Source organism: Burkholderia sp. Bp9012 (genome assembly GCF_003853825.1).
Lineage (GTDB): Bacteria > Pseudomonadota > Gammaproteobacteria > Burkholderiales > Burkholderiaceae > Burkholderia > Burkholderia diffusa.
The window spans coordinates 266,865-293,282 of sequence record NZ_QTQA01000007.1 but is presented as its reverse complement, the minus strand read 5'-3'; the positions used below and the strand labels follow the sequence as shown (position 1 = coordinate 293,282).

At 68.6% G+C, this 26,418-nt stretch carries 18 protein-coding genes; 2 read left to right on the top strand and 16 right to left on the bottom strand.

The annotated features are described in order from the left end of the window. Positions 1–11: 11 nt before the first annotated feature. From tssI to tssJ, 15 genes are all read right to left on the bottom strand, one after another. Positions 12–2,216 (bottom strand): type VI secretion system tip protein VgrG, encoded by a 2,205-nt coding sequence (tssI, locus tag DIE11_RS12440; protein ID WP_124624118.1) that lies wholly within the window; start codon positions 2,214–2,216, stop codon positions 12–14. Beyond that, positions 2,213–4,891: a type VI secretion system ATPase TssH gene (gene tssH, locus DIE11_RS12435; RefSeq protein WP_124624114.1), complete on the bottom strand. Its 2,679-nt coding sequence runs from the start codon at positions 4,889–4,891 to the stop codon at positions 2,213–2,215. Before tssH ends, tssI begins: the two co-directional genes overlap by 4 nt. 12 nt (positions 4,892–4,903) lie before the next feature. Then, the gene (gene tssG, locus DIE11_RS12430) at positions 4,904–6,028 is read right to left on the bottom strand and encodes a type VI secretion system baseplate subunit TssG (protein WP_124624111.1); all 1,125 of its coding nucleotides are present in this window, start codon (positions 6,026–6,028) and stop codon (positions 4,904–4,906) included. Next, positions 6,025–7,896, bottom strand: a complete 1,872-nt coding sequence (tssF, locus tag DIE11_RS12425) for a type VI secretion system baseplate subunit TssF (protein ID WP_124624108.1) — start codon at positions 7,894–7,896, stop codon at positions 6,025–6,027. Before tssF ends, tssG begins: the two co-directional genes overlap by 4 nt. A gap of 4 nt (positions 7,897–7,900) precedes the next feature. Further along, positions 7,901–8,449 carry a type VI secretion system baseplate subunit TssE gene (gene tssE, locus DIE11_RS12420; RefSeq protein ID WP_124624105.1) on the bottom strand — a complete coding sequence of 183 codons (549 nt, stop codon included), beginning with the start codon at positions 8,447–8,449 and terminating at the stop codon, positions 7,901–7,903. Between the two features lie 16 nt (positions 8,450–8,465). Further along, a complete protein-coding gene (locus DIE11_RS12415) occupies positions 8,466–8,957 on the bottom strand; it encodes a type VI secretion system tube protein Hcp (protein ID WP_057927224.1) in 492 nt (163 codons plus the stop codon). 59 nt (positions 8,958–9,016) lie between these two features. Beyond that, complete coding sequence (gene tssC / locus DIE11_RS12410) at positions 9,017–10,534, bottom strand: type VI secretion system contractile sheath large subunit (RefSeq protein ID WP_124624102.1); 1,518 nt, start codon at positions 10,532–10,534, stop codon at positions 9,017–9,019. Next, positions 10,527–11,081 carry a type VI secretion system contractile sheath small subunit gene (gene tssB / locus DIE11_RS12405; protein WP_059525499.1) on the bottom strand — a complete coding sequence of 185 codons (555 nt, stop codon included), beginning with the start codon at positions 11,079–11,081 and terminating at the stop codon, positions 10,527–10,529. Before tssB ends, tssC begins: the two co-directional genes overlap by 8 nt. Positions 11,082–11,140: 59 nt before the next feature. Then, positions 11,141–12,265: a type VI secretion system protein TssA gene (tssA, locus tag DIE11_RS12400; RefSeq protein ID WP_124624099.1), complete on the bottom strand. Its 1,125-nt coding sequence runs from the start codon at positions 12,263–12,265 to the stop codon at positions 11,141–11,143. Continuing rightward, positions 12,252–14,687 (bottom strand): serine/threonine-protein kinase, encoded by a 2,436-nt coding sequence (locus DIE11_RS12395; RefSeq protein WP_124624096.1) that lies wholly within the window; start codon positions 14,685–14,687, stop codon positions 12,252–12,254. Before DIE11_RS12395 ends, tssA begins: the two co-directional genes overlap by 14 nt. 65 nt (positions 14,688–14,752) lie before the next feature. Then, complete coding sequence (gene tagF, locus DIE11_RS12390) at positions 14,753–15,448, bottom strand: type VI secretion system-associated protein TagF (protein WP_124624093.1); 696 nt, start codon at positions 15,446–15,448, stop codon at positions 14,753–14,755. Beyond that, on the bottom strand, positions 15,430–19,059 hold the full coding sequence (tssM, locus tag DIE11_RS12385) for a type VI secretion system membrane subunit TssM (RefSeq protein WP_124624090.1): 3,630 nt from the start codon (positions 19,057–19,059) through the stop codon (positions 15,430–15,432). Before tssM ends, tagF begins: the two co-directional genes overlap by 19 nt. A 1-nt stretch (position 19,060) precedes the next feature. Beyond that, positions 19,061–20,380 carry a DotU family type VI secretion system protein gene (locus tag DIE11_RS12380; RefSeq protein WP_124624087.1) on the bottom strand — a complete coding sequence of 440 codons (1,320 nt, stop codon included), beginning with the start codon at positions 20,378–20,380 and terminating at the stop codon, positions 19,061–19,063. Between the two features lie 14 nt (positions 20,381–20,394). Continuing rightward, complete coding sequence (gene tssK, locus DIE11_RS12375; RefSeq protein ID WP_124624084.1) at positions 20,395–21,783, bottom strand: type VI secretion system baseplate subunit TssK; 1,389 nt, start codon at positions 21,781–21,783, stop codon at positions 20,395–20,397. Then, positions 21,780–22,295, bottom strand: coding sequence for a type VI secretion system lipoprotein TssJ (gene tssJ, locus DIE11_RS12370; protein WP_124624081.1), 516 nt, complete (start codon positions 22,293–22,295; stop codon positions 21,780–21,782). The genes tssK and tssJ overlap by 4 nt, the downstream gene beginning before the upstream one ends. Positions 22,296–22,925: 630 nt before the next feature. On the opposite strand from tssJ, the gene DIE11_RS12365 reads away from it, so the two are divergent. Both DIE11_RS12365 and tagH read left to right on the top strand, forming a co-directional pair. Then, on the top strand, positions 22,926–23,312 hold the full coding sequence (locus tag DIE11_RS12365; RefSeq protein ID WP_124624078.1) for a TssQ family T6SS-associated lipoprotein: 387 nt from the start codon (positions 22,926–22,928) through the stop codon (positions 23,310–23,312). Between the two features lie 47 nt (positions 23,313–23,359). After that, positions 23,360–24,778, top strand: a complete 1,419-nt coding sequence (gene tagH, locus DIE11_RS12360) for a type VI secretion system-associated FHA domain protein TagH (protein ID WP_124624075.1) — start codon at positions 23,360–23,362, stop codon at positions 24,776–24,778. 178 nt (positions 24,779–24,956) lie between these two features. Here tagH and DIE11_RS12355 read toward each other — a convergent pair whose 3' ends face one another. Further along, positions 24,957–26,402 carry an NAD-dependent succinate-semialdehyde dehydrogenase gene (locus DIE11_RS12355; protein WP_060024796.1) on the bottom strand — a complete coding sequence of 482 codons (1,446 nt, stop codon included), beginning with the start codon at positions 26,400–26,402 and terminating at the stop codon, positions 24,957–24,959. Between the last annotated feature and the right edge of the window lie 16 nt (positions 26,403–26,418).

The following is a 26,418-nucleotide window of genomic DNA, read 5'->3' as shown; positions in this document are numbered from 1 at the left end:
GCGAGCCTCCGTTATGGATTCAGTTTCAGGATCGCGCCTTCGACCGTGTGTTCGCCGGTCGCCGACGACGTCACCGTCTTGCCGTTCACGCTGTGGGTGTTCGTGCCGGTCGACGCGATGTTGACGCCCTGGATCGTGATCGTGCCGTCACGCTTCATCACGATGCTGGACATCCCGCAGACGAGCGAAAGCTGATCGCCGGCGTTGACGAGCATCTGGTGCTGCACGTTCGTCGTATGGTTCGCGCCGACGTTGACGGTGTGCTCACCGCCGACCGTGTGCGTATGGGCGTTGGCAATCGTCGATGTACGTGCACCGATTTCCTCGGTATGCGACGACGCAACCAGCGTCTTCATGTCCTGCGACGTCGTTTGATACATCTGTCCGACATTCAGCGTCTTGCCTTCGCCGATCGTTTCAGTCTTGGCTTTCGCAACCGTCTCGGTATGTATTCCACCAATGGTCGCGTCGCGATTCGCAGCGATCGTCACGGTTTCGTTCTTGCCGACCGTTCGCGTCCGGTTCCCCCCCACCCCATGCGTCTCGTCCACCCCGATCTGCGCGACCCGGTTCTGCCCGATATTCACTGTCTCGTTCTGCCCGACACTCCGTTGCCGGTTGTTCTTCACCTGCATCGTCTCGTCGTTCCCGACGGTGTGCGTATGGTTGTTCCCGACGGAAAGCGAATGATCGAGTTCGGTCTCGGCGTCGAAATTGCGCTCGGCATGCATCCACAGCTGCTCCGCGCCCTTCTTGTCCTCGAACCGGAATGCGTTGGCATGGTCGGTCGTCCCGCCCGGTGACGACCGCGACAGCAGCCCGCTCTGCGTCGCGCTGCCCGGCAATCCCCACGGCGGCATCTTCTCGCCGTTGTAGACCCGCCCCGTCACGATCGGCTCATCCGGATCGCCGTTGAGAAAATCGACGACGACCTCATCGCCGACACGTGGAATCTGCACGCCACCGAAGCCACCCCCAGCCCAAGGACTCGACACTCGCACCCAGCATGACGAATCCTGATTGCTCTGCCCGTATCGGTCCCACCGGAACTGCAACTTCACCCGCCCATACTGATCGGTCCAGATTTCCTCCCCCGGCGGCCCGACCACGGTAGCCGTCTGCGGCCCGTTCGTCCGCGGCCGCGGCGTTTCACGCGGCGACCGATAAGGCAGGCTCGACGGCTGCACGAGCATCATCGTCTGATGCACCACAGCCTCCGCGCCCTGATCGCTCGCATACGCGTTCTCCTGGAAACGGTACCGGCACCGCACGATCAGGTACTCGCGGTTCTGATCGGCACGCGGGCAATGCGCTAGCGTGAACAGATAGCCCGGCGCGGCGCCGCGCACGTCGGTATCAGCACTTGCCCGCTCATGTTCGGCCTGCTGCTCCTCGAGCCGCACGCGGCTGTAATGCGCACCAGGCGCATCGTCGCGATACCCGCCCGGCCATTCGAAAGACGCAAAACTGTCGTGATCATGCCCACGCGGATCGACCTTCTGCGCGGAAAGATCGGCGCGCGGCTTCGTATAGTCGTAGTCGGTCGTCTGATGCTTGCCGACGCTCACCTCCTGCGCGGGCAGCCAGCCGTCGATGTGTTCCTCGTCGGCGATCGCGGTGCGATCCTGCGCGATGTACGGGATCGTTTCGTAGCCGGGCAACGCGACGTGCGACGACATCGCGTCGCACAGCACGAGCGTGTGATTGTCCGCCGCGTGCCGGAAATAAAAATAGATGCCCTCGAACTCCATCAGCCGTAACACGAACGCCGTATCGGTCTCGTTGTACTGCACGCAGTATTCGCGCGGCACATAGGATTCGGTCAGCTTGTTCTCGATCGGAAAGCCATACGGCGCCAGCACTTCCTGCACGATGTCGGGCACGGTGCGGTTCTGGAAGATCCGGCAATCTGAGCGACGCGTCGCGAGCCACAGCCACGGCCGCACGACCAGTTCGTAACCGTAGTGCCGCTCGGCACGCCGGCCGGCCAGCGTCGCGCGCGCGACGATCCCGTTCAGATAGCGCGTCGACAGGTCCTGCTGCTCGATCCGCACGGTCACGGGCTTGCCGAGCATGTCCTTCAGCGACAGGCTGTGGCTGTCAGCCAGAGCCTCGATCCGGAATTCGAACAGGCGGCCGAGTTCGTCGCTGCCATCGAGCGTGTGGAACTTCAGGTCGTCGCCGTGCGGGCTGTCGACTGTGAATACGCGATTCACGTCGTTCCCTCCTCGTCGAACCGGTAAGCGAATTCGCCGCCGGCGGCGCTCACCTCGATCGACGTCAGCGCACGGCCTTCGAGGGTGGCCTCGAGGATCGCGCGGCCGATTCGCGGCATCACGGTATGCGTGAGAATCGCGTCGACCATCCGGCCGCCGGATTCGATCGTCCGGCAGCGTTCGACGATCAGCGCGGTCGCCGATTCAGTGCATCGCAGCCGGACTCCGTGATGCATGTCGATCCGCTTCTCGAAGCGCCGCAACTGCAACTCGACGATGCGCGCGAGCGTTGCATCGGTCAGCGGGTAGTACGGCACGACGGTCAGCCGGCCGAGCAGCGCGGCGGGGAACACGTCGAGCAGCGGCGCGCGCAGCGCATCGGCGAGCGTCTGCATGTCGGGCAGGCGCTCGGGGGCGCGGCACAGCTGCATCACGCGATCGGCGCCAACGTTCGACGTCAGCAAAATCACGGTATGCCGGAAGTCGATGTCGCGCCCTTCGCCATCTTCCATCCAGCCCTTGTCGAACACCTGGAAGAAAATCTCGTGCACGTCGCGATGCGCCTTCTCGATCTCGTCGAGCAGCACGACGCTGTACGGCCGCCGCCGCACGGCCTCGGTGAGCACCCCGCCCTGTCCGTAGCCGACGTAGCCGGGCGGCGCGCCCTTCAGCGTCGATACCGTATGCGCTTCCTGGAACTCGCTCATGTTGATCGTGATCGCGTTGCGCTCACCGCCATACAGCGTGTCGGCCAGCGCGAGCGCGGTCTCGGTCTTGCCGACGCCGGACGGCCCGCACAGCAGGAACACGCCGTGCGGTTTGGTCGGGTCGTCGAGCTTCGCACGTGCGGTCTGAATCCGTTCGGCGATCAGTTCGACCGCATGGTGCTGGCCGACCACACGTTCGCCGAGCGTCTCGGCGAGCTTGAGCACGGCCTGCGTCTCGTCGCGCACCATGCGGCCAAGCGGAATGCCGGTCCAGTCGGCGACGACGGCGGCGACCGCATGCGTGTCGACGGCGGGCAGCACGAGCGGTGCGTCGCCCTGCATCTCGGCGAGCGCCTGCTGCGTGGCTGCGAGGCGCGACAGGACATCGACGCGTGCGTCGCTCGTGAGCTCGCGCGACGACTCGTCGTCGAGCAGCGCGGCACGCGATTCGACGATCGAGGTCAATGCGTCGCGCTCGGCTTGCCAGCGCGTGTCGAGCCGATCGAGCTCCGTCTGCACGGTGGCAAGCTCGGCATCGATCGCGTCGCGCCGTGCGGTGTCGCCGCTGCCGAGCGCGCACTCGCGCGCGATCCGTTCCCGCTCGACGTGCAGGCCGTCGATGCGCCGGCGCGCGTCCTCGATCGGCGCGGGCACCGCGTGCTGGCTGACGGCGACGCGCGCGCAGGCCGTGTCGAGCAGGCTGATCGCCTTGTCCGGCAACTGCCGAGCCGGGATATACCGATGCGACAACGTCACGGCGGCCTGCAGCGCGTCGTCGAGCACCAGCACGCGATGGTGGGCTTCGAGCTTCGCTGCGAGACCGCGCAGCATCGTCACGGCGGCGGCCTCCTCGGGCTCGAGAACATGCACGAGCTGGAAGCGCCGCGTCAGCGCGGGATCCTTCTCGATGTACTGCTTGTACTCGGACCACGTGGTCGCGCCGATCGTGCGCAGCAGGCCCCGCGCGAGTGCCGGTTTCAGCAGGTTCGCGGCGTCGCCGGTGCCGGCCGCCCCGCCCGCGCCGACAAGCGTATGGACTTCGTCGACGAAGAGGATCGCGGGCCGCTCGGACGACATCGCTTCGTCGATCACACCACGCAGGCGGCTCTCGAATTCGCCCTTCACGCTCGCGCCAGCCTGAAGCAGCCCGATGTCGAGCAGGTACAGCGCGACGTCTCGCAGAGACGGCGGCACGTCGCCGGCGGCGATGCGCAGCGCGAAGCCTTCCGCGACGGCGGTCTTGCCGACACCGGCCTCGCCGACCAGCAGCGGGTTGTTCTGCCGGCGCCGCAGCAGGATGTCGACGATCTGGCGGATCTCCGCGTCGCGCCCGACGACGGGGTCGATCTCGCCTGCCCGCGCACGGGCGGTCAGGTCGACGGCGAAGCGCGCCAGGGCCGAGCCTTCCGCTGCTGGGATACCGCGCGTCGCGGCGTCGCCCGAGCCGGGGCCGGTGCCCGAGCCCGAATCGGCACGCGCAGCCGGTTGCGCCTCGGGCGAGCCGTCGACGATCGATGCGAGTTCGTCGGCGAGCACGTCGGGCACGATGCGCTCGAACTCGCGTGCGATCGCGTACAGCACGTTGCGCAACTGCGGCGTTTTCAGGATCGCGAGCAGCAGGACCGCGCCGCGAATCCGCGTCGCGTCGTATTTCAAGGTCGCATAGACCCACGCGCGCTCGACCGCGTCGTCGATGTGCACGGACAGGTCCGACACCGATCCCGCGCCGCGCGGCAGCCGATCGAGCGACGCGACGAGGCCGCGCTCGATCGCGGCCTCGTCGATCTCGAACCGGCGCAGCACGCGCTGCAGGTCGCCGTCGGGCCGCTGCAGGAGCTGCTTGAACCAGTGCGCGAGTTCCACGTACGGATTGCCGCGCAGTCTGCAGAATCCGGTCGCCTGCTCGAGCGTCTCGTAGAGGAGCGGATTGAGCTTTCCGAACAGGTTGACGCGGCCGATATCGGACATGACGGCTCCCGTTTAGGCGGTTTCGCGATGAAGGACGGCGCCGGTGCGCGGCGGGCCGCCACGGCGTGCGTCGTAACGGACGACGAGATCGCGCGCGGGGCCCGCGTCGAGCCGTTGCCCGAGCCACGCGGTACGGCCGAGGCCCTGCGACGCGCCGAGCGCGATCGCCGGCACCGCGTCGGCCGCCAGTTCGAGCTGAACGTCCCAGTCGAACTCGATGCCGACGTATTCGCGCACCCAGTGCGCGAGCTGCCGTGCGTGCGGGCCGCCCGGCAGGAAGCGCCGGTACGCGTCGAGCGACAGCGGTCCGAGCACGATCCGGAAATGCGACTGCGCGTCGCGCACCGCGATGCCGAGCGCGACGCCGCCGACGCGCAGGGTCGGCCGCGTCGCACGGATCACGCAGCGCTGCGAGCGTTCGATCGCGACCCAGCGCGACACGTGCTCGACGATGCGCGCATCGACGCCGAAATGACGTCGCAGGATCTGCACGAGCCCTTCCGGGTTGCGCGTGTGCCGTACGAGATGACCCGCGTGGAAATAAAGCGCATGCGGCGCGAGCGTGTCGGCAGCCGTGCGTTCCGCATCGGGCTGCCCTGGCGGCCCGTCGCCATGCGCGGCGCGCCCGATGAGGCTCGCGACATACGCGTCGAACCGTGCGCGCCCGGGACGATCGAGGCTCACCGTCGGTTGCGCGTCGGCCCATGCTCGGTAGAACAGCAGGATCAGCCGGTGATGAAACAGGTCCGCGAACGCGGCGAAGGTCGGGTCGTCGTGCTGGGCTGCGCGCTCGTGCGCGTATTCGGTCAGGTGGGTCGGCAGCGGCCCGTTCGGTCCGAACAACCCGAAACCGTGGATCGCGATGCGCGGCAGCGTGGCGCTGCCGTCGCCATCGTATGCACCGGCCACCATCGACGCCGCGAACGCGAGCGACGGCTGTTGCCCGAGCCGCAGCGGTTCGTCGCGCGGCCGCGCGGCATGACCGAGCGGTGCACGGCCGGGCGACAGCGCGTCGAGCCAGCGCAACGCCTGGAACAGGTCGTAACCGTGCGGCGCAGCGCGCAGTCGCGCCCACCATGCGTCGCGGCGTGCGGCTTCGGCGGCCGATCGAGCGCCGGGTGGCGTGCCGTGTTTCATATCGCGGGCCGCCTGCCGATGCGCGCGGGCCAGTGCGCGAGCGTGCCGCGCTGCACGCTGGTCAGCACGCATTCGGCGAACGCATTGATCGATACATGCCGCGCGAAGAACTGTTCGAGCACCGCGCCGAGCAGGAACGGACTGTCGCCGGAGAACGCGTGATCGTCGACGGTCACGTCGACCTGCACGCCGCGCCCGAACATCAGCGGCCCGAGCGCCGGCAGCCGCCGGAACACCGGCGAGAACGCGACGCGCCGCACGCCGTCGATCTGCCGGCGCATCGCGGCATCGGCCGGGTCGGCGTGCAGGCCGAGCAGCTCGCGCAGCGCATGTGCGCCCTCGTCGTCGTCGAGATCGGTCAGCGTCTGCCGCGCGAGCCCGAGATGACGGATGAGCCGCCAGGCCGTCTGCGCGTCGGCGATCGGCGGGCGCGGCCGCGACGGGCCGCGAATCGCGGCGATACGCTCGACGGGCGCCGAGATGCGCAGCGTGAACGTGTTCGCATCGCCTGGCGGCAGCAGCAGCGCGAGATCGCGGTTGGTGCACAGGGTGTCGACGGACAGGTAGCGCATCGACTCGTCGTACGGGGCGCACTGGCTGTCGACGAGCGACACGTAGGTCTCGCTGCCGACGTAGCCGGTGCGCGTGCCGTTCGCGCGTGCCTGCGCGGACACCAGCCGAGGCTCGCGACGCATCGTGTAGTACGCGCCGTAGTTGCCGTCGTCGCTCGCGAACGATGCATGGAACGGCCGGAATTCGCGCGACTGGCCATCGTCGCGCTGCTCGCTCGCCAGCCGCTGCACGGCATAGACCTCGTGATCGAGCGGCCGGCTGCGGTCGACGACGACATGATGCTCGCGCGCGCCCGGCTGCAACCGGATGCGGTCGCCGCGACGTGCGAAGAGGTTCACGGCCGGTGTGCAGTTCAGCGCCAGATGCCGCGCATCGACGGCCACCTCGAGCGCGGCGTCGTGGCGGTCGAACAGCACGGTCAGCTCGCATTCGTCGCCGGTGGCGCGCGCGAGCGCGGCGCGCAGCCCGCCGACGCTGAAGAACAGGAAGCGCGCCGGAAACGCGAAATACTCGCGCAGCAGCCGGTAGCCGTGGAAGCTGCGCCCGTCGTCGGGCAGGATCGCCTGCGCCGGATCGAAACCCTCGTGGACGATCGCATCGGCGTCGAGCGTGTGCAGCCAGCGCGGCGGCTGCCCCGGGTCGTGGCAGACGACGCCGAGCGCATGCGCGGCGATCAGTTCGAGCAGGTGCAGCGCGTCGCGTTCGGGACCCGCGAGATGAAAGGTCAGCCGCTCGAGCGGCAGTTGCGACAGCCTGGCGCCGCCGCGCGCCTTGAGCCGGATGCGCAACGCGCCGCGCACGTCCTGGCGTGCCGGTACGGCGCCGCGCGGCAGCCACGACGGCGCGCCGGTGACGGCCGCATCGGTCAGCTCGAGCGGCCACAGCGTCAGGTCGTGCGCGGTACGGAATTCGCATGCGGTCTGCTCGGATGCGGCGGGTCGTGCGCGCAGCGCGGTGCCGGCTGGCAGCCGCCAGCCCTGCGCGAGGCTGCCTTCGTTCAGCATCGGTGTGAACCGCACGATCGCCATCGACGGCAATGGCGCGAGATAGCCCGGATACACGGCGTCCAGCAGCGCCTGGGTGAACCGAGGAAACTCGGCGTCCATCTTCAGCTGCACACGCGCGGTGAGGAAGCTGAAGCCTTCGAGCAGCCGTTCGACGTACGGATCGGGCGGCCCCGACTCGGTGAGCCGCAGCCGCGCGGCGATCTTCGGGAACTGCTGCGCGAATTCGTCGCCGAGCTCGCGCAGGTACGCGAGTTCGCGGTTGTAGTAGTCGAGCAGGCGCGTATCCATCGTGTCAGTTTCCCGCCGCCGACCGCAGCGACATCGCGCCCGTCTCGAGATCCAGGTCGGAGCGCAGCACGAATTCGACCGGATGCGGGATCGACCACAGCGTGCCGCGAATCTCGAACAGCAGCACGTTGTGACGCCGTTCGCCGGCGCGCCCGTCCGATGCATCGGCGAGGCTGCGGACCTCGACGCTGTCAGGCGCGATGCGCGGCTCGAAGCGCACGATCGCGTCGCGGATCGACGCCTCGACCGACATGCGCTCGACGCCAGACATCGGCTTGCCGACGAGCGGCCGCATCCCGTAGTTGAGTACCGAGGCCCGCGCGTGCGCGAACGCGGCCCAGTCGACGAAGCCGTCCTCGGCGTTGCGTGTATTGAGCAGCCACGCGAGATCGCGCAGCACGGCCGCGCGCAGGCGCTCGGCGCCGATCCCTTGCGTGCCGGGCAGATCGGCCGTGCGCTGCGGCGCGTCGTCGGTCAGCCGGTCGAGCAGCGCGGGCTGCAGCCGGTCGCGCATGCCGCCGTGCCGGCCGGCGCGGGCTTGCGGGTCGTCCATCGTCATCGCTCCGCCGTCACATCTCGGTGTTTTCCTTGATGTTCCAGCCGACCGACACCTCGGCGCCCTTGCCGCCGTTGTCGTTCTGCTGCCAGTACTGCTTCTTCACCTTCGCGGCCTGGAAGCCGTAATGCATCATCAGACGGTCGGCCGCGTCTCCCGGATCGATGCCCGCGACCTGCGCGGACGTGACGAGCACTTCCTGCAGCGTCACGCGCATGAACTCGATCTGCGAGCCGCCGGTCTTGCACGCGGAGATCTCGACCTTGGGCAAGTGCTTGCCGCTCGCGCAGTTCTTGATGATCGCGGGCGCACCCTTGTCCATGTACGCGGCCACGACGAGATCGTTGAAGCTCGCCTTGCCCGCATTGCCGCCGCTGCCGCTCGCCATCGCGCCCGGCTGGCTCGCGCCCCACGTGAACGACTCGATGTCGGTCCAGCCCTTGTGCTGCGCGTCCGCCGATTCGCCGGTCACGCCGTCCACCTTCATAAACATTGCCACGCCCATTGCCGTCTCCGTTTCGGTGCGAAATCAGGTTGAATGCCGGGTTGAGTGCCCCTTGCCGCTCACTCGTTCGCCGCCTTCGCGGACGGCAGCCGCGAGATCAGCCGCAGCGACACGGTGAGCCCTTCGAGCTGGTAGTGCGGTCGCAGGAAGAATTTCGACGTGTAGTAGCCGGGGTTGTCCTCGACCTCGTCGACGACCACCTGCGCGGCCGCCAGCGGCTTGCGCGCCTTGGTCTCCTGAGACGAGTTCACGGGGTCGCCGTCGACGTAGTTCATGATCCAGTCGTTGAGCCAGCGCTCCATGTCGTCGCGCTCGCGGAACGAGCCGATCTTGTCGCGCACGATGCATTTCAGGTAGTGCGCGAAGCGGCAGCACGCGAACAGGTAAGGCAGGCGGCCGGACAACCGCGCGTTCGCGGTCGCGTCGGGGTCGTGATACTCGGCCGGCTGGTACAGCGACTGCGCGCCGATGAACGCCGCGAAATCCGAGTTCTTCCGGTGCACGAACGGCATGAAGCCGTTCTTCGCGAGCTCGGCCTCGCGGCGGTCGCTGATGGCGATCTCGGTCGGGCATTTCTGGTCGATGCCGCCGTCGTCGGTCGGGAACGTGTGGCTCGGCAGCCCTTCGACCGCCCCGCCCGACTCGACGCCGCGAATCGACGAGCACCAGCCGTACAGCTTGAACGAGCGGTTGATGTTCGCGGCCATCGCGTAAGCCGAGTTCGCCCACGTGTAGCGGTCGTGATTCGCGGCGTCGGTGTCTTCCTCGAAGTCGAATTCGTCGACCGGATTGGTGCGCGCGCCATACGGCAGCCGCGCGAGAAAACGCGGCATCGCGAGGCCGACGTAACGCGAATCCTCCGACTGCCGCAGGCTGCGCCAGCCCGCGTATTCGGTGTTCTGGAAGATCTTGGTCAGGTCGCGCGGGTTCGACAGCTCCTGCCACGAATCCATCTGCATCAGTTCCGGCGACGCGCCCGCGATGAACGGCGCGTGCGCGGCCGCCGCGATCTTCGACAGCTCGCCGAGCATCTCGACGTCCGGCGGGCTGTGATTGAAGTAGAAGTCGCCGACGAGGCAGCCGAACGGCTCGCCGCCGAACTGACCGTATTCCTCCTCGTAGATCTTGCGGAACAGCGGGCTCTGGTCCCACGCGACGCCCTTGTAGCGCTTGAGCATCCGCGCGACCTCGTTGCGCGACGCCGGCAAGGCCTTGATCTTCAGCAGCTCGTCGGTCTCGGTGTGCGTGACGAGGTAATGCAGGCCGCGCCATGCACCTTCGAGCGTCTGGAATTCGTCGTGATGCAGGATCTGGTTGATCTGCTCGGACAGCTTCCGGTCGATCTCCGCGATGATCTGCTTCACGCTGCCGTATGCGTCGGTCGTCATGCCGACCGTATGTTCGAGCGCCTGCTGCGCGAGCGTGCGCACCGCGCGCTCGACCGACTCTCGCGCCTCGGCGGTCTTCGGCTTGAACTCCTTCTGCAGCAGCGCGGCGAACTCGCCGTGCGCGACGGCCGGCTGCGCGGCGTCACGGGTGTCGCGTACATCTGCGCGGGACTGGACGGGGTCATTCATCGCGGGCCTCCGGTTGGGTCGCGTCGCCGGCCTGCGCGTCGGCGCGCGGTTCGCGCACGAGCGTCTTCAGCAGGTCGGGATCGTTGATCGCGCGCTCGATCAGCTGCTCGGCGCCGTGCTTGCCGTCCATGTACGACAGCAGGTTCGACAGCTCGGTGCGCGCATCCAGCAGCCGGCGCAGCGCGTCGACGTTGCGCGCGATCGCCGCCGGCGAGAAATCGTCGATCTGCTCGAACGTCATGTCGACGTTGAGCATCCCTTCGCCCGTCAGCGTGTTCGGCACCTGGAACGCGACGCGCGGCGCGACCGACTTCATCCGCTCGTCGAAGTTGTCGACGTCAATCTCGAGGAACTTGCGCTCCGGTAAATCCGGCAGCGGCTCGGCACGCTTGCCCGCCAGGTCCGCGATGACGCCCATCACGAACGGCAGCTGCACCTTGCGCTCGGCGCCGTAGGTCTCGACGTCGTACTCGATCTGCACGCGCGGCGCCCGATTGCGCGCGATGAACTTCTGTCCGCTGCCTGCCGCCTTGGTTCTGTCCGTCATCGTCCGCTCCTTCACATCGATCAGATTGCGTGTACGTTGCCGCCGCGGGGCGGCTTGCCTCATTCGCTCCGTTCGCCGCTCAGCAGGTCCAGCTTCGGCAGGCTCTCCGGCGCGAGGTCCCGGATGATTTCGTAGAAGTCGAGCGCAAGCAGCCGCTGCGCGCGCCGCAGCAGCAGCGGCGCCGGGTGGCTCGGCTCGTGCAGTTCGAAATAGCGGCACATCTTGTCGAGGCCGAGCCGCACGTCGTCACGGCTCGCGACCTCGGCATCGCGCCAGGCCTGTCCGTTCGGCACCGTGGCCGGCGCGGACGCGGCGTGCGCGGCGCCTGGTGCGGCCGGCGTTGCCGGAATCGAACCGTCCACCGGCCCTGCCGCTTGCACCGGTGCCGGCTCCGGCATTTCGCGCACGATGCGTTGCAACGCCTTTTCCGTGTCGCTCGCATCGGGCGACCATTCGCTGCCGAGCCGGTCCGTGACGCGCGTGCGGATCGCGTCCAGCGCACCCAGCACCGCGCGCACGGCGTCGATCGGCACGCGGCCGTCGTCGCGTGCGGTCGACAGCGCGGCGACCAGGCCGTCGCGGCTGCCTGCCGACGGGCCGCCCGTTTCGTCGCGGCCGTCGAGCGCGCGTTCGGCGTCGCGCACGCTCGGCCCCCCGTCGAACAGCGGCTGGCGCCGCGCCGCGCGCGCGCATTCGTGCGCGCCGGCGACATCGGCGAGCGCGTTCATCCGCGGTGTCGGATCCTGTTCGCCGTCGGCGTCCAGGCGCGGGTGCAGGTCGTCCCACCAGCGCTCGATCAGGCCGGCGACGACCGCGAGCCCGTCCGCGTAGCCCGGAATGCCGTGCTGCTCGGTCCAGCTGCGCGCGAGATGCGCGGCGACACGCAAGTCCTTCGTCCGCTCGCTCAGCGCGAGCGCAAGGCGCTCGACCGCTCGCCAGTCGGGCGTCTCGGCGGGAATCACGGTGTCGCCGTATTGCTGCTCGGCGCGCGGTGTCGCCCGCTCCTGAAGCTGCAGGAAGTCGGCGTCGTATTCGAGGTTCGGGCCGCACGGGGCTTCCGGCGAGAGGTCCGCCAGCAGCCGGCCGAACAGCTCGGCGCGCGGCGTCGCAGCCGGCAGGCCCGGTGACGGCGAGGACAATGCGGCGGCGGCCAGCGCCGCCTGGCTGACGTCATTCGAATGCATAGTCGATGTTGACCGGTTTGCTGCCGAAGTCGATCGCCACGGTGCGGTGCAACGGCGGCAGCGAGCCGTTGCGGATCTCGATCTGATAGACACCCGGTGTCAGCGACACCGAGCGCAGCGGCGGGCTCGCGCCGCGCCGTGCGCCGTTCACGTACACGTCGCCCCACGGGCGCACGTTGAAGCGCACTTGGACGGTTTCCTGCTTCGGCGGGCGCTGCTCGGCGGCCGATGCGTTGATCGCGGCGACGGCCGTCGCCGCTTCCGATGGCGATGCCGACGCGGGTACCGGTGCGCTCGACGGCGATGCAGCGGTCTCCGACGGCGGCACGTTGACGATGCGCTCCGATGCGTCGAGGCTGCCGGCCGGTGCGATGGTCGCGCTCGAACCGGCTTGTGACGGCGTGGCGCCCGCGATGTTCGTGGCGGGCGTGGCGACCTGCGGCGCGGGAACGGCAGCCCCCGCGGCGGGCGTGCTGGCCGGCGCGGCGGCGAGCGTTGGCGGCGGCACCTGCGCGGACGATCCGCCCGGCATACTCGACGGCGGCACGACGATCGGCGTCGGGCCGTGCTGCGCGAGCATCGCGTCCGACGCGCCGGCCGAGGACGCGACGCCGGCCAGCGGCTGGCTGGCGCCCGTTTCCGGTTCGCTGGCGACTTTCGCGGGACGCGACAGATAGGTCGCGGCGATGCCAACGACGATCAGTGCTGCCAGCGCGCCACCGACGTAGGTCTTCGTGCGCCGGTTGCCCGCTGCGATGAACGATGGGCGGCGCGGCCGGCGGGTCGGCGGCGATGCACCCGGCGAGGACGTGGATGCGCCAGCAGCGCCAGCAGCGCCAGCAGCGCCAGCAGCGCCAGCAGCGCCAGCAGCGCCAGCAGCGCCAGCAGCGCCAGCAATCGGCACTGCCGTTCCGTTCAGGTTCCCGATATCCGTTGCGCGGCCCTGGCCGCTGTCCGCCACCGCGCTTGCGGATCGCATGCCGGCGTCGCCATGCGCTTCGGTCTTCGAAGTCGACCGTTCGTCGTCCAACGCTTCCTTTGCACGCGCCTCATCACTTTCACGTCCGCCGGATCGCCCCGTTTTCGCGGAGGGCGACAACGCCTGCGATACGGACGACGAAGCAGTTGAAGAAGCGGACGAAGCCGGCGAAGCCAGCGCTCCCGCAGCAGCAGCCGACGCCAAAGACCCGCCATCTTCCGGCTTGTCGCCAGCCCCGGCGGATGCAGTAGACGGCGTACCGGAAGTGCTCGGCTGGCCTTCCGCCCGCTCAGGCTGCGACGACCGCACATCCATCGTTGCGTCGTCCGATGCCGTCCCGCGTTCATCGGCCGACGCCGCAGCAGCAACCCCAGCCGACGTTTTTCCCGTCACCGCAGACTCACCCGAAACACCGGAGGCCACCTTCCCAGCTCCGCCTCCCCCGGCATCGGCCGCCGGCGGCACAACGGCCGCACCATACCCGCCGCCCGTCGGGTCGAGATCGCGCAACCCGAGTTCCGCCGCGAACGCCGCGACCGACTCCGGCCGATCGGGGATCCGCAACTGCAGCGCGTGATCGATCGCCGCCAGGAACGCCGGGCTGTACACCTCGCCGGCCGGCAACTCGCGCGACGCGAGCGGCCGGTACGTGTCCTTGATGCTGCGCACGACGGCCGCGGGCGGCAGTTCACCGGTGATCAACGCGTGCATCACCGCGCCGAGCGCGTAGAGATCCGTCCACGGCCCCTGGCTGAATGCGGGATCGTCGGTGTACTGCTCGATCGGCGCGTAGCCGGGCTTGATCATCATCGCACCGTCGTCGACGAGATCGCCGATCCGCTTGCGCGCCGCGCCGAAATCGAGCAGGATCGCGCTGCCGTTCGGGCGGATCAGCACGTTGTCGAGCGCGACGTCGCGATGGAAGCACTGCGCGCGATGCAGCGTGTCGAGCGCGCCGAGCAGCGCGCCGACGATGTTGCGCAATTGCGTCTCGCTCATCCGCACACCGCCGTCGAGCAGCTGCTTGAGCGTGCGCCCCTCGTAGAACGGCATCACCATGTACGCGGTGCCGTGGCTCTCCCAGAAGTGCAGCACCTTCACGAGCCCCGGATGGTCGAATTGCGCGAGCAGGCGCGCCTCGTTGAGGAACGCGCCGCGTCCCGCGTCGAACGCCTGGGCGAACCGCTCGGAGCGCAGCGACACCGTGTAGTCGCCGCCGCGCGTCGCGAGCATGGACGGCATGTATTCCTTGATCGCGACCGCGCGCCGCAAGGTGCGATCGAACGCGCGATAGACGATGCCGAAACCGCCGATGCCCAGCACCTCGTCGAGCTGCAGCTCGCCCAGGCGATGACCGAGCGGCAGCGGCCGCACCGTGAATTCGGGTGCGTCGCCGCGGGTCGCCGTGTCGTGCTCGTTGTCTCTCGATGAAGGGTCCTTCATGTCTACCTCGCGATACCGCATCCGTATTGCCTGCGTTGCCTGCCTCCGACCGCCGACCGGCACCGTCAGCTACCGCCGAACAGCGTCAGGAACAGCGCGTTGTCGGGCGCGCCCGTATGCGCATGCGTGCGCAGCGGCGAGCCGTCGGCGCGATTGGTCCACCAGAAGCTCGTCCCGCCGTGCGGATCGAAATAGCCGGACAGCCCGGGCCATGCGGCGAGCGCCGGCCGCTCCGGCAGCGACACCGGGATCGCGTCGACCACTTCCGCCGTCAGCCCGTCGCCCGGTGCGAGCCGAACGCGGTCGAGCGTCTCCTCGAGGTCGACCGGCGCGCGCGCATGCCGGATCGCGTCGAGCAGCGCATGGCCGATCTGCCAGTAAAACGCGTCGGCCGCGTCCGGCAGCCCGTTCCAGTAATCGGCCGCCGGCATCGGCAGCGTGACGATCACCGGGTAGTAACGCCCGACACGGTCGCAGCTCGGCGCGAGGCAGCCAGCCTGTACGCACGACGCGCCGGCGCCCGCCGGCACCAGGAAATTCCAGACCGGCGCGACCGTGTAGTGGCGCGCGATCTCGTCCGGGCCGCGCTGGCGCATCGCGGCCATCCCCTGCTGCAGCCAGCGTTCCCACCACTGCGCGAGCGCATGCGGCAGCCGGCTGTTCACGAAGTCGCCGGCGCCGGGAATCTTTCCGTACCAGGCCGGGGCGTCGCCATCGGCGCGCGTGAGCGGCGGGAGGCGGCTCATTGCTTCGGAGGGCATGTAAAGGACTCCATCTGGGGCAGCCTGAACGGATTGCGGACACTGCCCGCATTCACCTGCAGCACGAGCGGTTTGCCGTCGACGGTGAAGCGCGCGACCATCTGGTCCGAACCCCGCCCGGCCGACACGGCGGCGCGGTCGAACAGCCGATGCAGCGCCCACGGCCCGTCGGTCGTGAAGCCGTCGGTCGCGCCGGCCTGCCCCGACACCTGCAAGCGGACCTGGTTGCTGCCGCGCGTACCCGGCCAGTCCACCGCGCTCTGCACGAGCGGGCCGTGCGCATAACGGACGATCTGGCCGTCGACGTCGAGCACCATCTCAGTGAGCGACGGATCCATTTCGAGCGGCTGGATCTGCACCTTCAGTTGCGCGGTGCGTGCGCCGCCACCGAAATAGACGTCGCGGATCACCGCGGCTTTCTCGAACGACGAAAGCATCGCGGCCGCCGCCGGATCGGCATCCGCATTGCGGTTCGCGAAACGCCACGGGCGCGACGTCGTATCGACGATCGACTGCAGGTTCTTCTGGAAGAAATCGTCCATCAGGCCGCCCGGCGCGAACATCTGCGCGAAATCCGCCGGTGCGACGTCGCGCGACGATCCGCGCGCGAACGGATAGCGGCCCGCGATCGCCTGCCGGCAGAAATCGCCGACGTTCGCGCCGGCCCGCTGCGCGACGCTGCGCTGCTCGACGGTCGCGACGCTGCCGTTCGCGACGTTCGACAGGTCGTCGAGCACGTCGCGGAACGGCGTGGGCAGCCGCCCGGCCTGCGCGCGCAGCCGCGCGGGCGCGTCGGACGGCGGCGGCTGGGCGCCGCTGCGCAGCGCATCGTCGGTGGCTGTCAGGTACGTATAGAGCGCGTCGATCGACTTCAGCACCGCGTCGAACGCCTGCGCCTGGTCGCCGCTGCCCGGCGCGAACGCGCGCAGCCCGGCGAAGTGGTTGTCGACCACCTGCTCGGGGCTCGCGGGCGCCGCGGCTGACGGATTCGCGTCGCTCGCGCCCTGCCCCGCGAAGATCTGCGACAGCGAACTGCGCGCCTCGTCGACCTTGTCCTGCGCGCGCGACGCGAGATTCCGACCGCCGCCCGGCGCATCGCCGAGCGCCGTGTCGCGCGCGAGCGCGATCATCAGCCGGGTGAGCGGCGAATCCGCCGACGACAGCGCGCGCGCGACCTGGATGCTCTGCGCGAGCGTTGCCGTGCGCTGCAGCTTGATGTCGGCGAGATAGTCGTCCCAGATCTTCAGATAGTCGTTCAGGTACAGCTGGCGGATGTCGCGCGCCCATGCGGCGGCGTCATTCGGCCCGGGGATCTCGGACAGCCCGAGATTCAGCACCCACACTTCCTCGCGCCCGTATGCGTCGACCTCGCCTGCGAGGCGCGGCGCGAACACGTTCCGGTAGCCGTTGCGCGTATACAGGCCCGGCACGCCTTCCGACAGCGGCTTGCCGCTCTGGCGGCGGAACACGAGCGACGCGTCGGGCCCCACCGCGCGCGCGACGCTGAAATCGAACGCGGACGTCGCCGGCCGCAGCGTGCGCGTGAGCTGGCGATATAGCCGCTGCGAGAACGGCACCTGCCGCAGCCGGTCGCGTACGTCGGCCACGAGCCGCTCGTTCATCGGATACGGCGACACGGCCACCCGGTTGCCGAACAGCGCGGCAAGATGCGCGCGCAGCGCCGAGCGTTCGGCCGGCGAGAAATCGGGCGGCAGCGAGCGTTCCATTTCCAGGTCGACGACGGCCTGCACGAACGCGGGATCGTAGTGCGCGCTGTCGTACAGCATCAGGTAGGCCTTCAGCGCCGCATACGCATAGTCGGTTTCGTCCGGCCGTGCATCGCTCAGCGCGGCCTCCATCCGGCGCGCGGCAATCGGCAGCAGGACGTCGTCGAGCGCGCGCCGGTACACGACGTCGACGGCCTCGTCGATCTTCTCGCCCTGAAAGAGCCCCCAGCGGTACGCGAGCGGCGGATGCGAGCGGTCGACGCCGCCGGCATTCGCGAGCCCGCCGAGCGCATCGAGCACCGGCAGCAGACGCGCGATGTCGGCCGCATCCGAGAACTTCGCGCCGGCGATCTGCGCATCGACGGCGGGCACCTGCTGCGCGATCCGGTCGAGATACGCGCGATTGTTCGCGTAGCTGCGCAGCCAGGCAGCCAGCACGACCACGCTCACGACCGCGAGGAGCGCATAGCCGGCGATCTGCAACACGCGCCGCTTCTGATGCCAGCGCAGGTCGCTGCCGGCGAGCGCGGCTTCGCGGAAGATGTGTTCCTGCAGCAGCGACTTCAAAAAGAAACTTCGCCCGGTCGAGCCGACCTGGGCAACCGGCGGCATGCCCTCGATCTTCAGGAAGCGCTTGATGCCGCTCATCACGCGGTCGAACGCGGTGCCTTCCTGTGTGCCGCTCGTCAGGTACACGCCACGCAGCATCGGCATCGGCTCGAAGCTCGACACGGAAAACACTTCGGCGACGAACTGGCCGAGCATGTCCTGCAAGTCGGCGACCTGCTGCGGCAGCAGGTACGCCATCTCGCGCTGGCGCGCATCGGTCTGCGTCGCGAGCAACTCGGGCAGCCCGTCGTTCAGCCGCTGATGCAGCAGCCGGTATTCGCGGTCGAACGCGGCACGCAGGTCGAAGCCCGGCGCCTCGCTCTGCGCGAGCGGGAACGTGAAACCCCACACCTGCGCGCATTCCGCGCGGCCGAAGCCGCCGAAATACTCGGCGAAGCCGGCCAGCAGGTCGGCCTTCGTCACGAGCAGGTAGACGGGAAACCGGATGCCGAGCTGGGCGCGCAGCTCGAGCAGCCGCTTGCGCAGCACCATCGCGTGCTGCGTGCGCTCGGCTTCCGACGCGCCGACCAGGTCGGCGACGCTGATCGTCAACATGGCGCCATTCAGCGGCTGGCGCGTGCGGTACTTCTTCAGCAGCTCGACGAAGCCTTTCCACTCGGCTTCGTCGAGTGCGCGATTGCCTTCGTGGGTCGTGTAGCGGCCGGCCGTGTCGATCAGCACCGCGTCGTTCGTGAACCACCAGTCGCAGTGCCGGGTCCCGCCCACGCCGCGAATCGCGGCACGGCCGAACTGCTCGGCAAGCGGAAAGCTGAGCCCGGAATTGACGAGCGCGGTCGTCTTGCCCGAGCCCGGCGCGCCGATGAACACGTACCACGGGAGCTGGTACAGATACTGGCGCGACAGCCGGTCGAACCAACGCGCCAGCCCCTTGCGCGCGGTGTCCGCCTGCCCGAAGCGGACTTTCTTCAGCAGCGCCGCGGCCTCGTCGAAGCGGCTGCGCAGCTCGTCGAGCTGGGCCTTGGCCGGATCGTCGGCGTTGGCCGGCCCGGGCGCAGCCTCGCGCAACTGGTTCAGCAATTGCGCGTTCAGGCGGCTCGCGTGCCAGCTTCGCCACGCCACGCGTGCGCCCCACGCGGCGAACAGCACCGCGATCGTCGCCGCGCGCACCCAGCCGCTCTCGAGCGGCCGGATCTCGGCGAACGCGAACAGCGGCCCGGCGAGCCACACGAAACACGCGAGCACGACGAGACCGGCGAAGGACCAGATCTCCCGCGACGGCAACGGCCGGACGAAACGCGCGACAGCCTGGTTCATGTCAGTGCGCTCCCTGCGTCGCGCCGGCGGCGGCACTGCCGGGCGCCGGCAGCAGCGTGATCTCGACGCGCCGGTTCAGCGCGCGGTTCGCGGGCGTATCGTTCGGCGCGACCGGATCGAGCGTGCCGCGCCCCTCGGCCGCGAGTCGCTCCGGATGGTCGAGGCGCGCGGCGATCATGCCGCGCACGGCCTCGGCGCGTTCGCGCGACAGGTCCCAGTTCGACGCGAAGCGTGCCGTATGCACCGGCGTGTCGTCGGTATAGCCGGTCACCCGCACATTGCCGGGCACCTGGTTCAGCGCATCCGCGACGCGTGCGAGCACTGGCGCGTAACGGTCGATCACCGACGTCGAGCCGGACTTGAACAGCCCGTCGCCGCGCAGCACGATCACGCTGCGATCGGCGTCGTCGCGCACCGCCACGAGGCCGGCCGCGATCTCGGGCGCCAGGAACTTCGCGACGCGCGGCGCCGGCGCCGGGCGCGGCGGAGCCTGAGCAGGCTGAAGCTTCGGTACGTGCAGCGCATCGATCGACGCGAACAGCCGGTCCGAATACCCGGCCAGCGCGATGCGCAGCCCGACGAACACGCCGAAGCCGATCAGCAGCGCGAGTGCCACGCAGACCCATAGCGGCACGACGAAGCGACGCGACACGTCGCGCGTGACGACGTCGCGCCAGTGCGGCGACAGCGCGGGATCGAATTCACCGCGCACCGAGCGGATCGTGTGGGCCAGTTGCCAGCGCAGCGCGTCGAGCTCCGCATGACCATTGTCGAGCACCCGATAGCGGCCTTCGAAGCCGAGCGCGAGACAGAAATACAGCAGCTCCAGCAGGTCGAGGTGCTGGCGCGGCTGCTGGGACAGGCGTTCGAGCAGGTGGAAGAATTTCTCGCCGCCCCAGGTTTCGTTGTGAAACGACACGAGCAGGCTGTGCGACGACCACACGCTGCCGCCCCACGGCGTCAGCGCGGCTGCTTCGTCGAGCGCCGTGCACAGGCAGTAGCGCGCGCCGATGATCGCCTCCGACGGCACGCCGGCTTCCTGCGCGCGCGCCTCGAACTGACGGATCTCGACGACGAGATGCTCGCGCAGCCACGCCGGGTTCGGATGATGGACGGTCGAACGGATCTGCGGCACGAGATTGAGCAGCGGGTTGGCGGCCGCGACGAGCGGGTTCGTGCCGCTCGCGGCCCAGCGGCCGGGGCGCGGCTGCGTGGCGGTCGGCCCCGCCGCACCGGACGCGGCCGGTGGATGCATGCCGCCCGGATTCGGCGGCACGAATCCGCCTGCGCCGGCGGAAATCGAATCGGAGGAAGAATTCATCGCGCTGCCCGCCCTCACCCGCGAATCGCCCAGAACTCCATCGAGAGCCCCGGAAATTCGCCGGCGAAATGAAATGCGAGACCGCCGGAGCGCGCCAGCTGCTTCCACAGGTCGCTGCCCTTGTCGATCTCGAAGTACGTATGACCCGCGTGGTACGGGATCTGCCGCGGCGCGACCGGCAACTGGCGCATCGTGATGCCCGGCAGCTGCAACTGCACCAGGTCGCGGATCCGCTCGACCGGGCCGAGCTTTGCCTGCGCGGGAAACCGCGCGCGCAGGCTGTCGGCCGGCACGTCCGCGCGCACGGCCAGCACGAAGCCGGCCGTGTCGCGCAGCGCGGGATCGGCGAGCGTCGCGACCCGGATGCCGTTGCCCGCGTCGTGCAGCTCGATCTGGATCGCGTTTTGCTCGAGCACCGTCGACAGCGACCGGCGCAGCTCCGTCATCAATTCGGCGAAGCTCGTGCGCAGGTCGTCGTGCACGTAGACGGCGAGCGATTGCGGGCGCCGGCCGGCCGCCGTGAACGTGCTGAGGTCGCATGCGAGCTTCAGCCAGTCGCGGAACAGCGCCTCCGGATGCGTCGCGACGTCCTGCTGCGCGTGCCAGGTCAGCGCCAGATAGCGGTTCACGAGCTGCAGCAGCAGGAAATCCGCGACTTCCGATACGCCGCCGCGCCCCGGCTCCGACAGGCGCTCGGCCAGCGCGTCGCTGCGCTGCGTGAGCAGTCCGTGCAGCTCGCGCGTGTACGCGAGCAACGCCGCATCGCGCTGCGCGACCAGGCGCGGCGGAATGTAGCCGTCGTCGACGAGCAGCCGTGCGTCGGTGCGTCGCTCGACGATCCGCACGACGCCGAGCGCATGCCAGTCGCCGGTCAGCTCGGAGTCGAGCATCAGCCGGACGTTCAGGCGCCCCGTTTGCAGCAGTGCGGGGCCGAGCGCGACCGCGTTCGCATCGGCCACTTCGTATTCGCGCACGACGTAGCGTGCGACGTCCGCACCGCCGCTGCCGCCTGCGCCTGCGCCCGCGCCGAACGACACCTCCTCGCCGCCGCCGCGCCACAACGGCAGCGCGAGCACGACGAGCTGGTCCTTCGCATCGGCCGGCACGTCGAGCGGCTCGGGCAGATCGTCGGGATGCGACAGATCGAACGGCGTGCCGTCGCGCATCACGCCCGCCGCCGCGCGTAGCGCGACCTTGCCGAGCGCGAGCTGCTCGCGGTCGATCTCGAGCGTGTCGAAGCCCCAGTAGAACCCCTGCAGCGGCAGGCAGCGCAGCGCGACGTACCGTTCCCAGTGCCGTTCGAGCTGCTGGAAATGCTGCGGCCGAAGGAACATCCCTTCGGTCCACACCACGCGCTGGCGCAGTGCGGCGACGGGCGTCGCGGACATCGTCGGTTCGGTCATGGGCGCCCCCGCGTGTCGTTCAGCGCGAGACCGCCGTTCCTGACCGCGATCGACAGCTTCAGCTCGCCGGGCGACGTCTGCCAGAACTTGTATACGTTGAGCTGCTTCGCGCGCGGCAGCGGCACCGTCAGGCGCCAGCGGCTCTTGTCGAGCATCCGGTATTCGGCGATCACGCCGATCGCGCCGGCTTCGACGTTGCCGCGGTAATGCAGCGTGCGCGACTCGCCCGGGCGCAGGATCACGCGGTCGGTGCCGAGGAGGTCCGCGCCGAGGATGTTCTCGGGCTTGTCCTGGAGCGAGAAGAAGTCGGCGCCGTCGAACGCGGACGCCGCGCGCAGCTGGAACACCTTCAGCACGATCGGCGAAGGTTTGCGGTTGAAGTCCGGATTGACGTCGGGCGCTACGTCGACCGTGATCGCATACGGCACCGCGGCGGCACGCTCGGTGGCGCCGCATCCGGGCAACAGCAATGCACATCCCAATACGATGAACCCGCTCGACCGCCAGCGCATATTTCATCCTCGCAGCGCAATAATTCCCCCGTCGATTTCCGTACGCGAAATCGACACCTCGAATTAAAAAGGGACAATTAATTGACCGGTAATTATGTGGCTTGCATATCCTTCCGCTCAAATTTCATTCGGCAATTTATTCTTGTAAAAAGCCGGGTCAAATCGCCAATTACGGGACGGGATCAAGATTGGGGAAATGACGAGGAATTGAATTGATTTCGGTCATTTTGAAAAGGCGCGTTAATTCGACCGGTTCGCCACGGCGGCCCGGTTCTATTGCATGGACACTTGCCGCATGGACGCTGAACCCAAGCCTGACGGCCGTCGGCGGTGGGTGGCTACGCCCTGCGGGTCGTGTCACGCTGTTTGCGTTGCCCGAACGGAGGGCCGGCTTTTCCGATCATTGACCTGCGCCGGGCAAACAACTGACGAATCCCAAAAGCACAGCGAACTATAGAATCGATTTTATGGATTAACAAGTCGAAAACCCGGAATCGATTTGAGCGATAACTCGAACGCAATTTCCAAAATGAAACAAAACGTAACGGCGACATCACCCGCTTTGATTGGCACTAGAATCCAACAGCGCTTGTGCGCCACCTTCCAATAACGCAAACATTTCATTTCAGAATGAAAGGCCATTCATCGATCGTGATTTTCCTCGGCGCCTTGTTGCTGGGAATCGGCGGGTGCGGTACGTCCCCTACGCAGTCGGCGGCGCGCGCCGCGGTCGACAGCGCGCGCGCGGCGTATGGCGCGGGCGACTACGGACGCACGATCGCGATCCTGAGCCGGGCGAAGGAGATCGACGGGGCCGATACCGACACGCAGGTCTCCGCTCACAAGCTGCTCGCGTTCAGCTATTGCGTGACGAACCGCGTCGCGCAGTGCCGCGCCGAATTCTCGAAGATTCTCGACCTCAACCCGCGCTTCGACTTGTCCCCCGCCGAGAAGGGACATCCGATCTGGGGGCCCGCGTTCGAGTTCGCGCGCCGCAGACATGCGTCGTCATCCTGACCGAACCGGATTCCCCGCGAGCGTTTCCTTACCGAGCGACGTATGACATGCAACTGATCGTGATCGAACATGCCGGCGAGCCGGTCGAAAGCGACTCCTACGACGCCGTCGTGTTCCACCCGCCCGGCGGCACCATCGGCCGGGCGACCGACAACCATCTCGTGCTCCGCGACGACACCCGGCAGATTTCCCGGCTGCAGGCCCTGCTGCAGGTCGGTGACGATGCGTGCCTGCTGAAGAACCTGAGCAGCGTGTCGACGATCGAGGTGAACCGCGAGCCCGTCGGCTATGCACAGGAGCGCCCGCTCAATACTGGCGACATCATCCGCATCGGCCCGTACGTGCTGCGTGCCGAGCGTGACGACGGACATGAGGCGCCGGTCGTCGACATGCCCGCCGCCTCCAGCGCGAGCGCCGACCTGCGGCGCACGCCGGAAACCGCCGCACACGCGCACGTCGACGCGAAGACGACCGGCAACCGGTTGTGGGGCCTGCTGCAGGATCGTCTCGCTCCGCGGGGCAAGGCGGCGGACACAGGCACGCGATCCGGTTCGACGGCGCGCAGGGAGGCGGCGCAGCCCGCGAACCGCGCCACGCCGACCGCGCCATCGGTGCCATCGCAACGCGACCTGAATCAGCTGTCGACCGACCCGCTCGACTTGTTTGTACAGTCGTCGCCCGATATCGGCGAATCGGGTTCGGCGTCACCGTCCGAACGCGGCAATGCGGATCGCGGCGCGTCGTCCGCGACGCAAGCCGACCATGCGCCCGAGTGGACGCAGCACGTGCGTGTGCAACCGGCGACGGCGCATGCCGAGCCACGTCCTGCCGACGAGCCTGCACCGCAGGCGAACCGCGCGCCGACGCCCGATGAATTGCTGAGCGCGTTCTTCGAAGGCGCCGGCCTCGATACCGCCGCCGAGTCGCATCAATGGTCGGCCGAGCAGCTGTACATCGCGGGGCAGTTGCTCGCGCTGTTCGCGAACGGCACGGTCGAGCTGCTGTCGTCGCGCAGCATCCTGAAGCGGGAGGTCAAGGCGCACATGACGATGCTGCTCGATCGCGAGAACAATCCGCTGAAGCTGCTGCCCGACGGCGGCGCCGTACTGCGCCAGATGTTCGGGCTGCCGCTGCCGGGCTTCATGTCGCCGCAGAGCGCGGTCAGCGACGCGTTCCAGGATCTGCACGCGCACCAGATCGGCATGGTCGCCGGCATGCGCGCCGCGCTGATGGATCTGCTGACGCGCTTTTCGCCGCAACGTCTGCGCGAGCGCGACGATGCGATGCGCTGGTACGAGAAGCGCGTGCCCGCGCTGTACAAGGCGAGGATGTGGGACCGCTACGTGGCGACGCATCGCGACACGGTGTTCGCGATCGAAGACGATTTTGCGTCGGTATTCGGCAAGGCGTTTCTCGCCGCGTACGACGCGGAGGTGGAAAGCTATCGCGGCAGCAGCCGGCATTGAGCGGCGGGCGTCGTATGTCCCGTGCTCGACGGGAACGACCGCCACTCCGGGGCAAAGCCGACTGCCAAGAGCGCCATCGACGCAGAAATGACAAGGCCGGGCAGAACGCCCGGCCTTCGGCAACGCTACGGCGCGTGCGCGCCGCGCAAACGGCGGCACGCTCGCGCTCGAATGGTCGTCAGACCGCCATCACCGTCACCGACTTCGTGACGAGGTACGGTTCCAGCGCTTCCGGCCCGCCTTCCGACCCGTAGCCCGAATCCTTCACGCCGCCGAACGGCATTTCCGGCCACGGCGTCGCAGGCTGGTTGATCCACAGCATCCCGACTTCCAGGCGCTGCGTCAGCAGGTGCACGTTCGCGAACGAACGCGTGAACGCATAGCCGGCCAGCCCGAACGGCAGACGGTTCGCTTCGGCGATCGCGTCCTCGAGCTTGTCGAAACCGCGGATCGCCGCGACCGGGCCGAACGGCTCGTTGTTGAACACGTCCGCTTCGAGCGGCACGTTCGCGATCACGGTCGGCGCGAAGAAGTTGCCTTCCGAGCCGATCCGTTCGCCGCCGGTCTCGATGCTCGCGCCGACCTTGCGCGCGTTCTCGACGACCGACGCCATCGCGGTCAGCCGGCGCGGGTTCGCCAGCGCGCCGAGCGTCGTGCCTTCCTCGAGGCCGTTGCCGACCTTCAGCCCCTGCGCATGCTGGACCAGCGCGCGCGTGAATTCGTCGCGAATGCTGTTGTGCACGAGGAAACGCGTCGGCGAAATGCACACCTGGCCGGCGTTGCGGAACTTCGCGCCACCGGCGGCCTTCACCGCCAGCGCGACATCCGCGTCCTCGGCGACGATCACCGGCGCGTGGCCGCCCAGTTCCATCGTCGCGCGCTTCATATGCTGGCCCGCGAGCGCCGCGAGCTGCTTGCCGACCGGCGTCGAGCCCGTGAACGTCACCTTGCGGATCACCGGGTGCGGAATCAGGTAAGACGAGATTTCGGCGGGATCGCCGTACACGAGACCGATCACACCGGCCGGCACGCCCGCGTCGACGAACGCGCGCAGCAGCGCGGCCGGCGACGCCGGCGTTTCTTCCGGCGCCTTCACGAGGAACGAGCAGCCGGTCGCGAGCGCGGCGCTCAGCTTGCGCACGACCTGGTTGACCGGGAAATTCCACGGCGTGAACGCCGCGACCGGACCGACCGGCTCCTTCACGACGGTCTGCTGCGCGCCGAGATTGCGCGGCGGGACGATCCGGCCGTACACGCGGCGGCCTTCATCCGCGAACCATTCGATGATGTCGGCTGCCGACAGCACTTCGACACGCGCTTCCGTCAGCGGCTTGCCTTGCTCCTGCGTCATCAGCTGCGCGATCGTGTCGGCGCGCTCGCGCACCAGCGCGGCCGCCTTGCGCATCGTCGCCGCGCGCTCGTGCGCGGGCACCTTGCGCCATGCTTCGAAACCGCGCTGCGCCGCGGCCAGCGCGCGATCGAGATCGGCGATGCCCGCGTGGGCCACCTTGCCGATCGTCTTGCCCGTCGCCGGGTTCACGACATCGATCGTCTTGCCGCTCGCGGCGTCGACCCACTCGCCGTCGATCAGCAGTTGTGTATCCGTATAAGTCACGTTAGCCATCCAGACACCCCAGTTT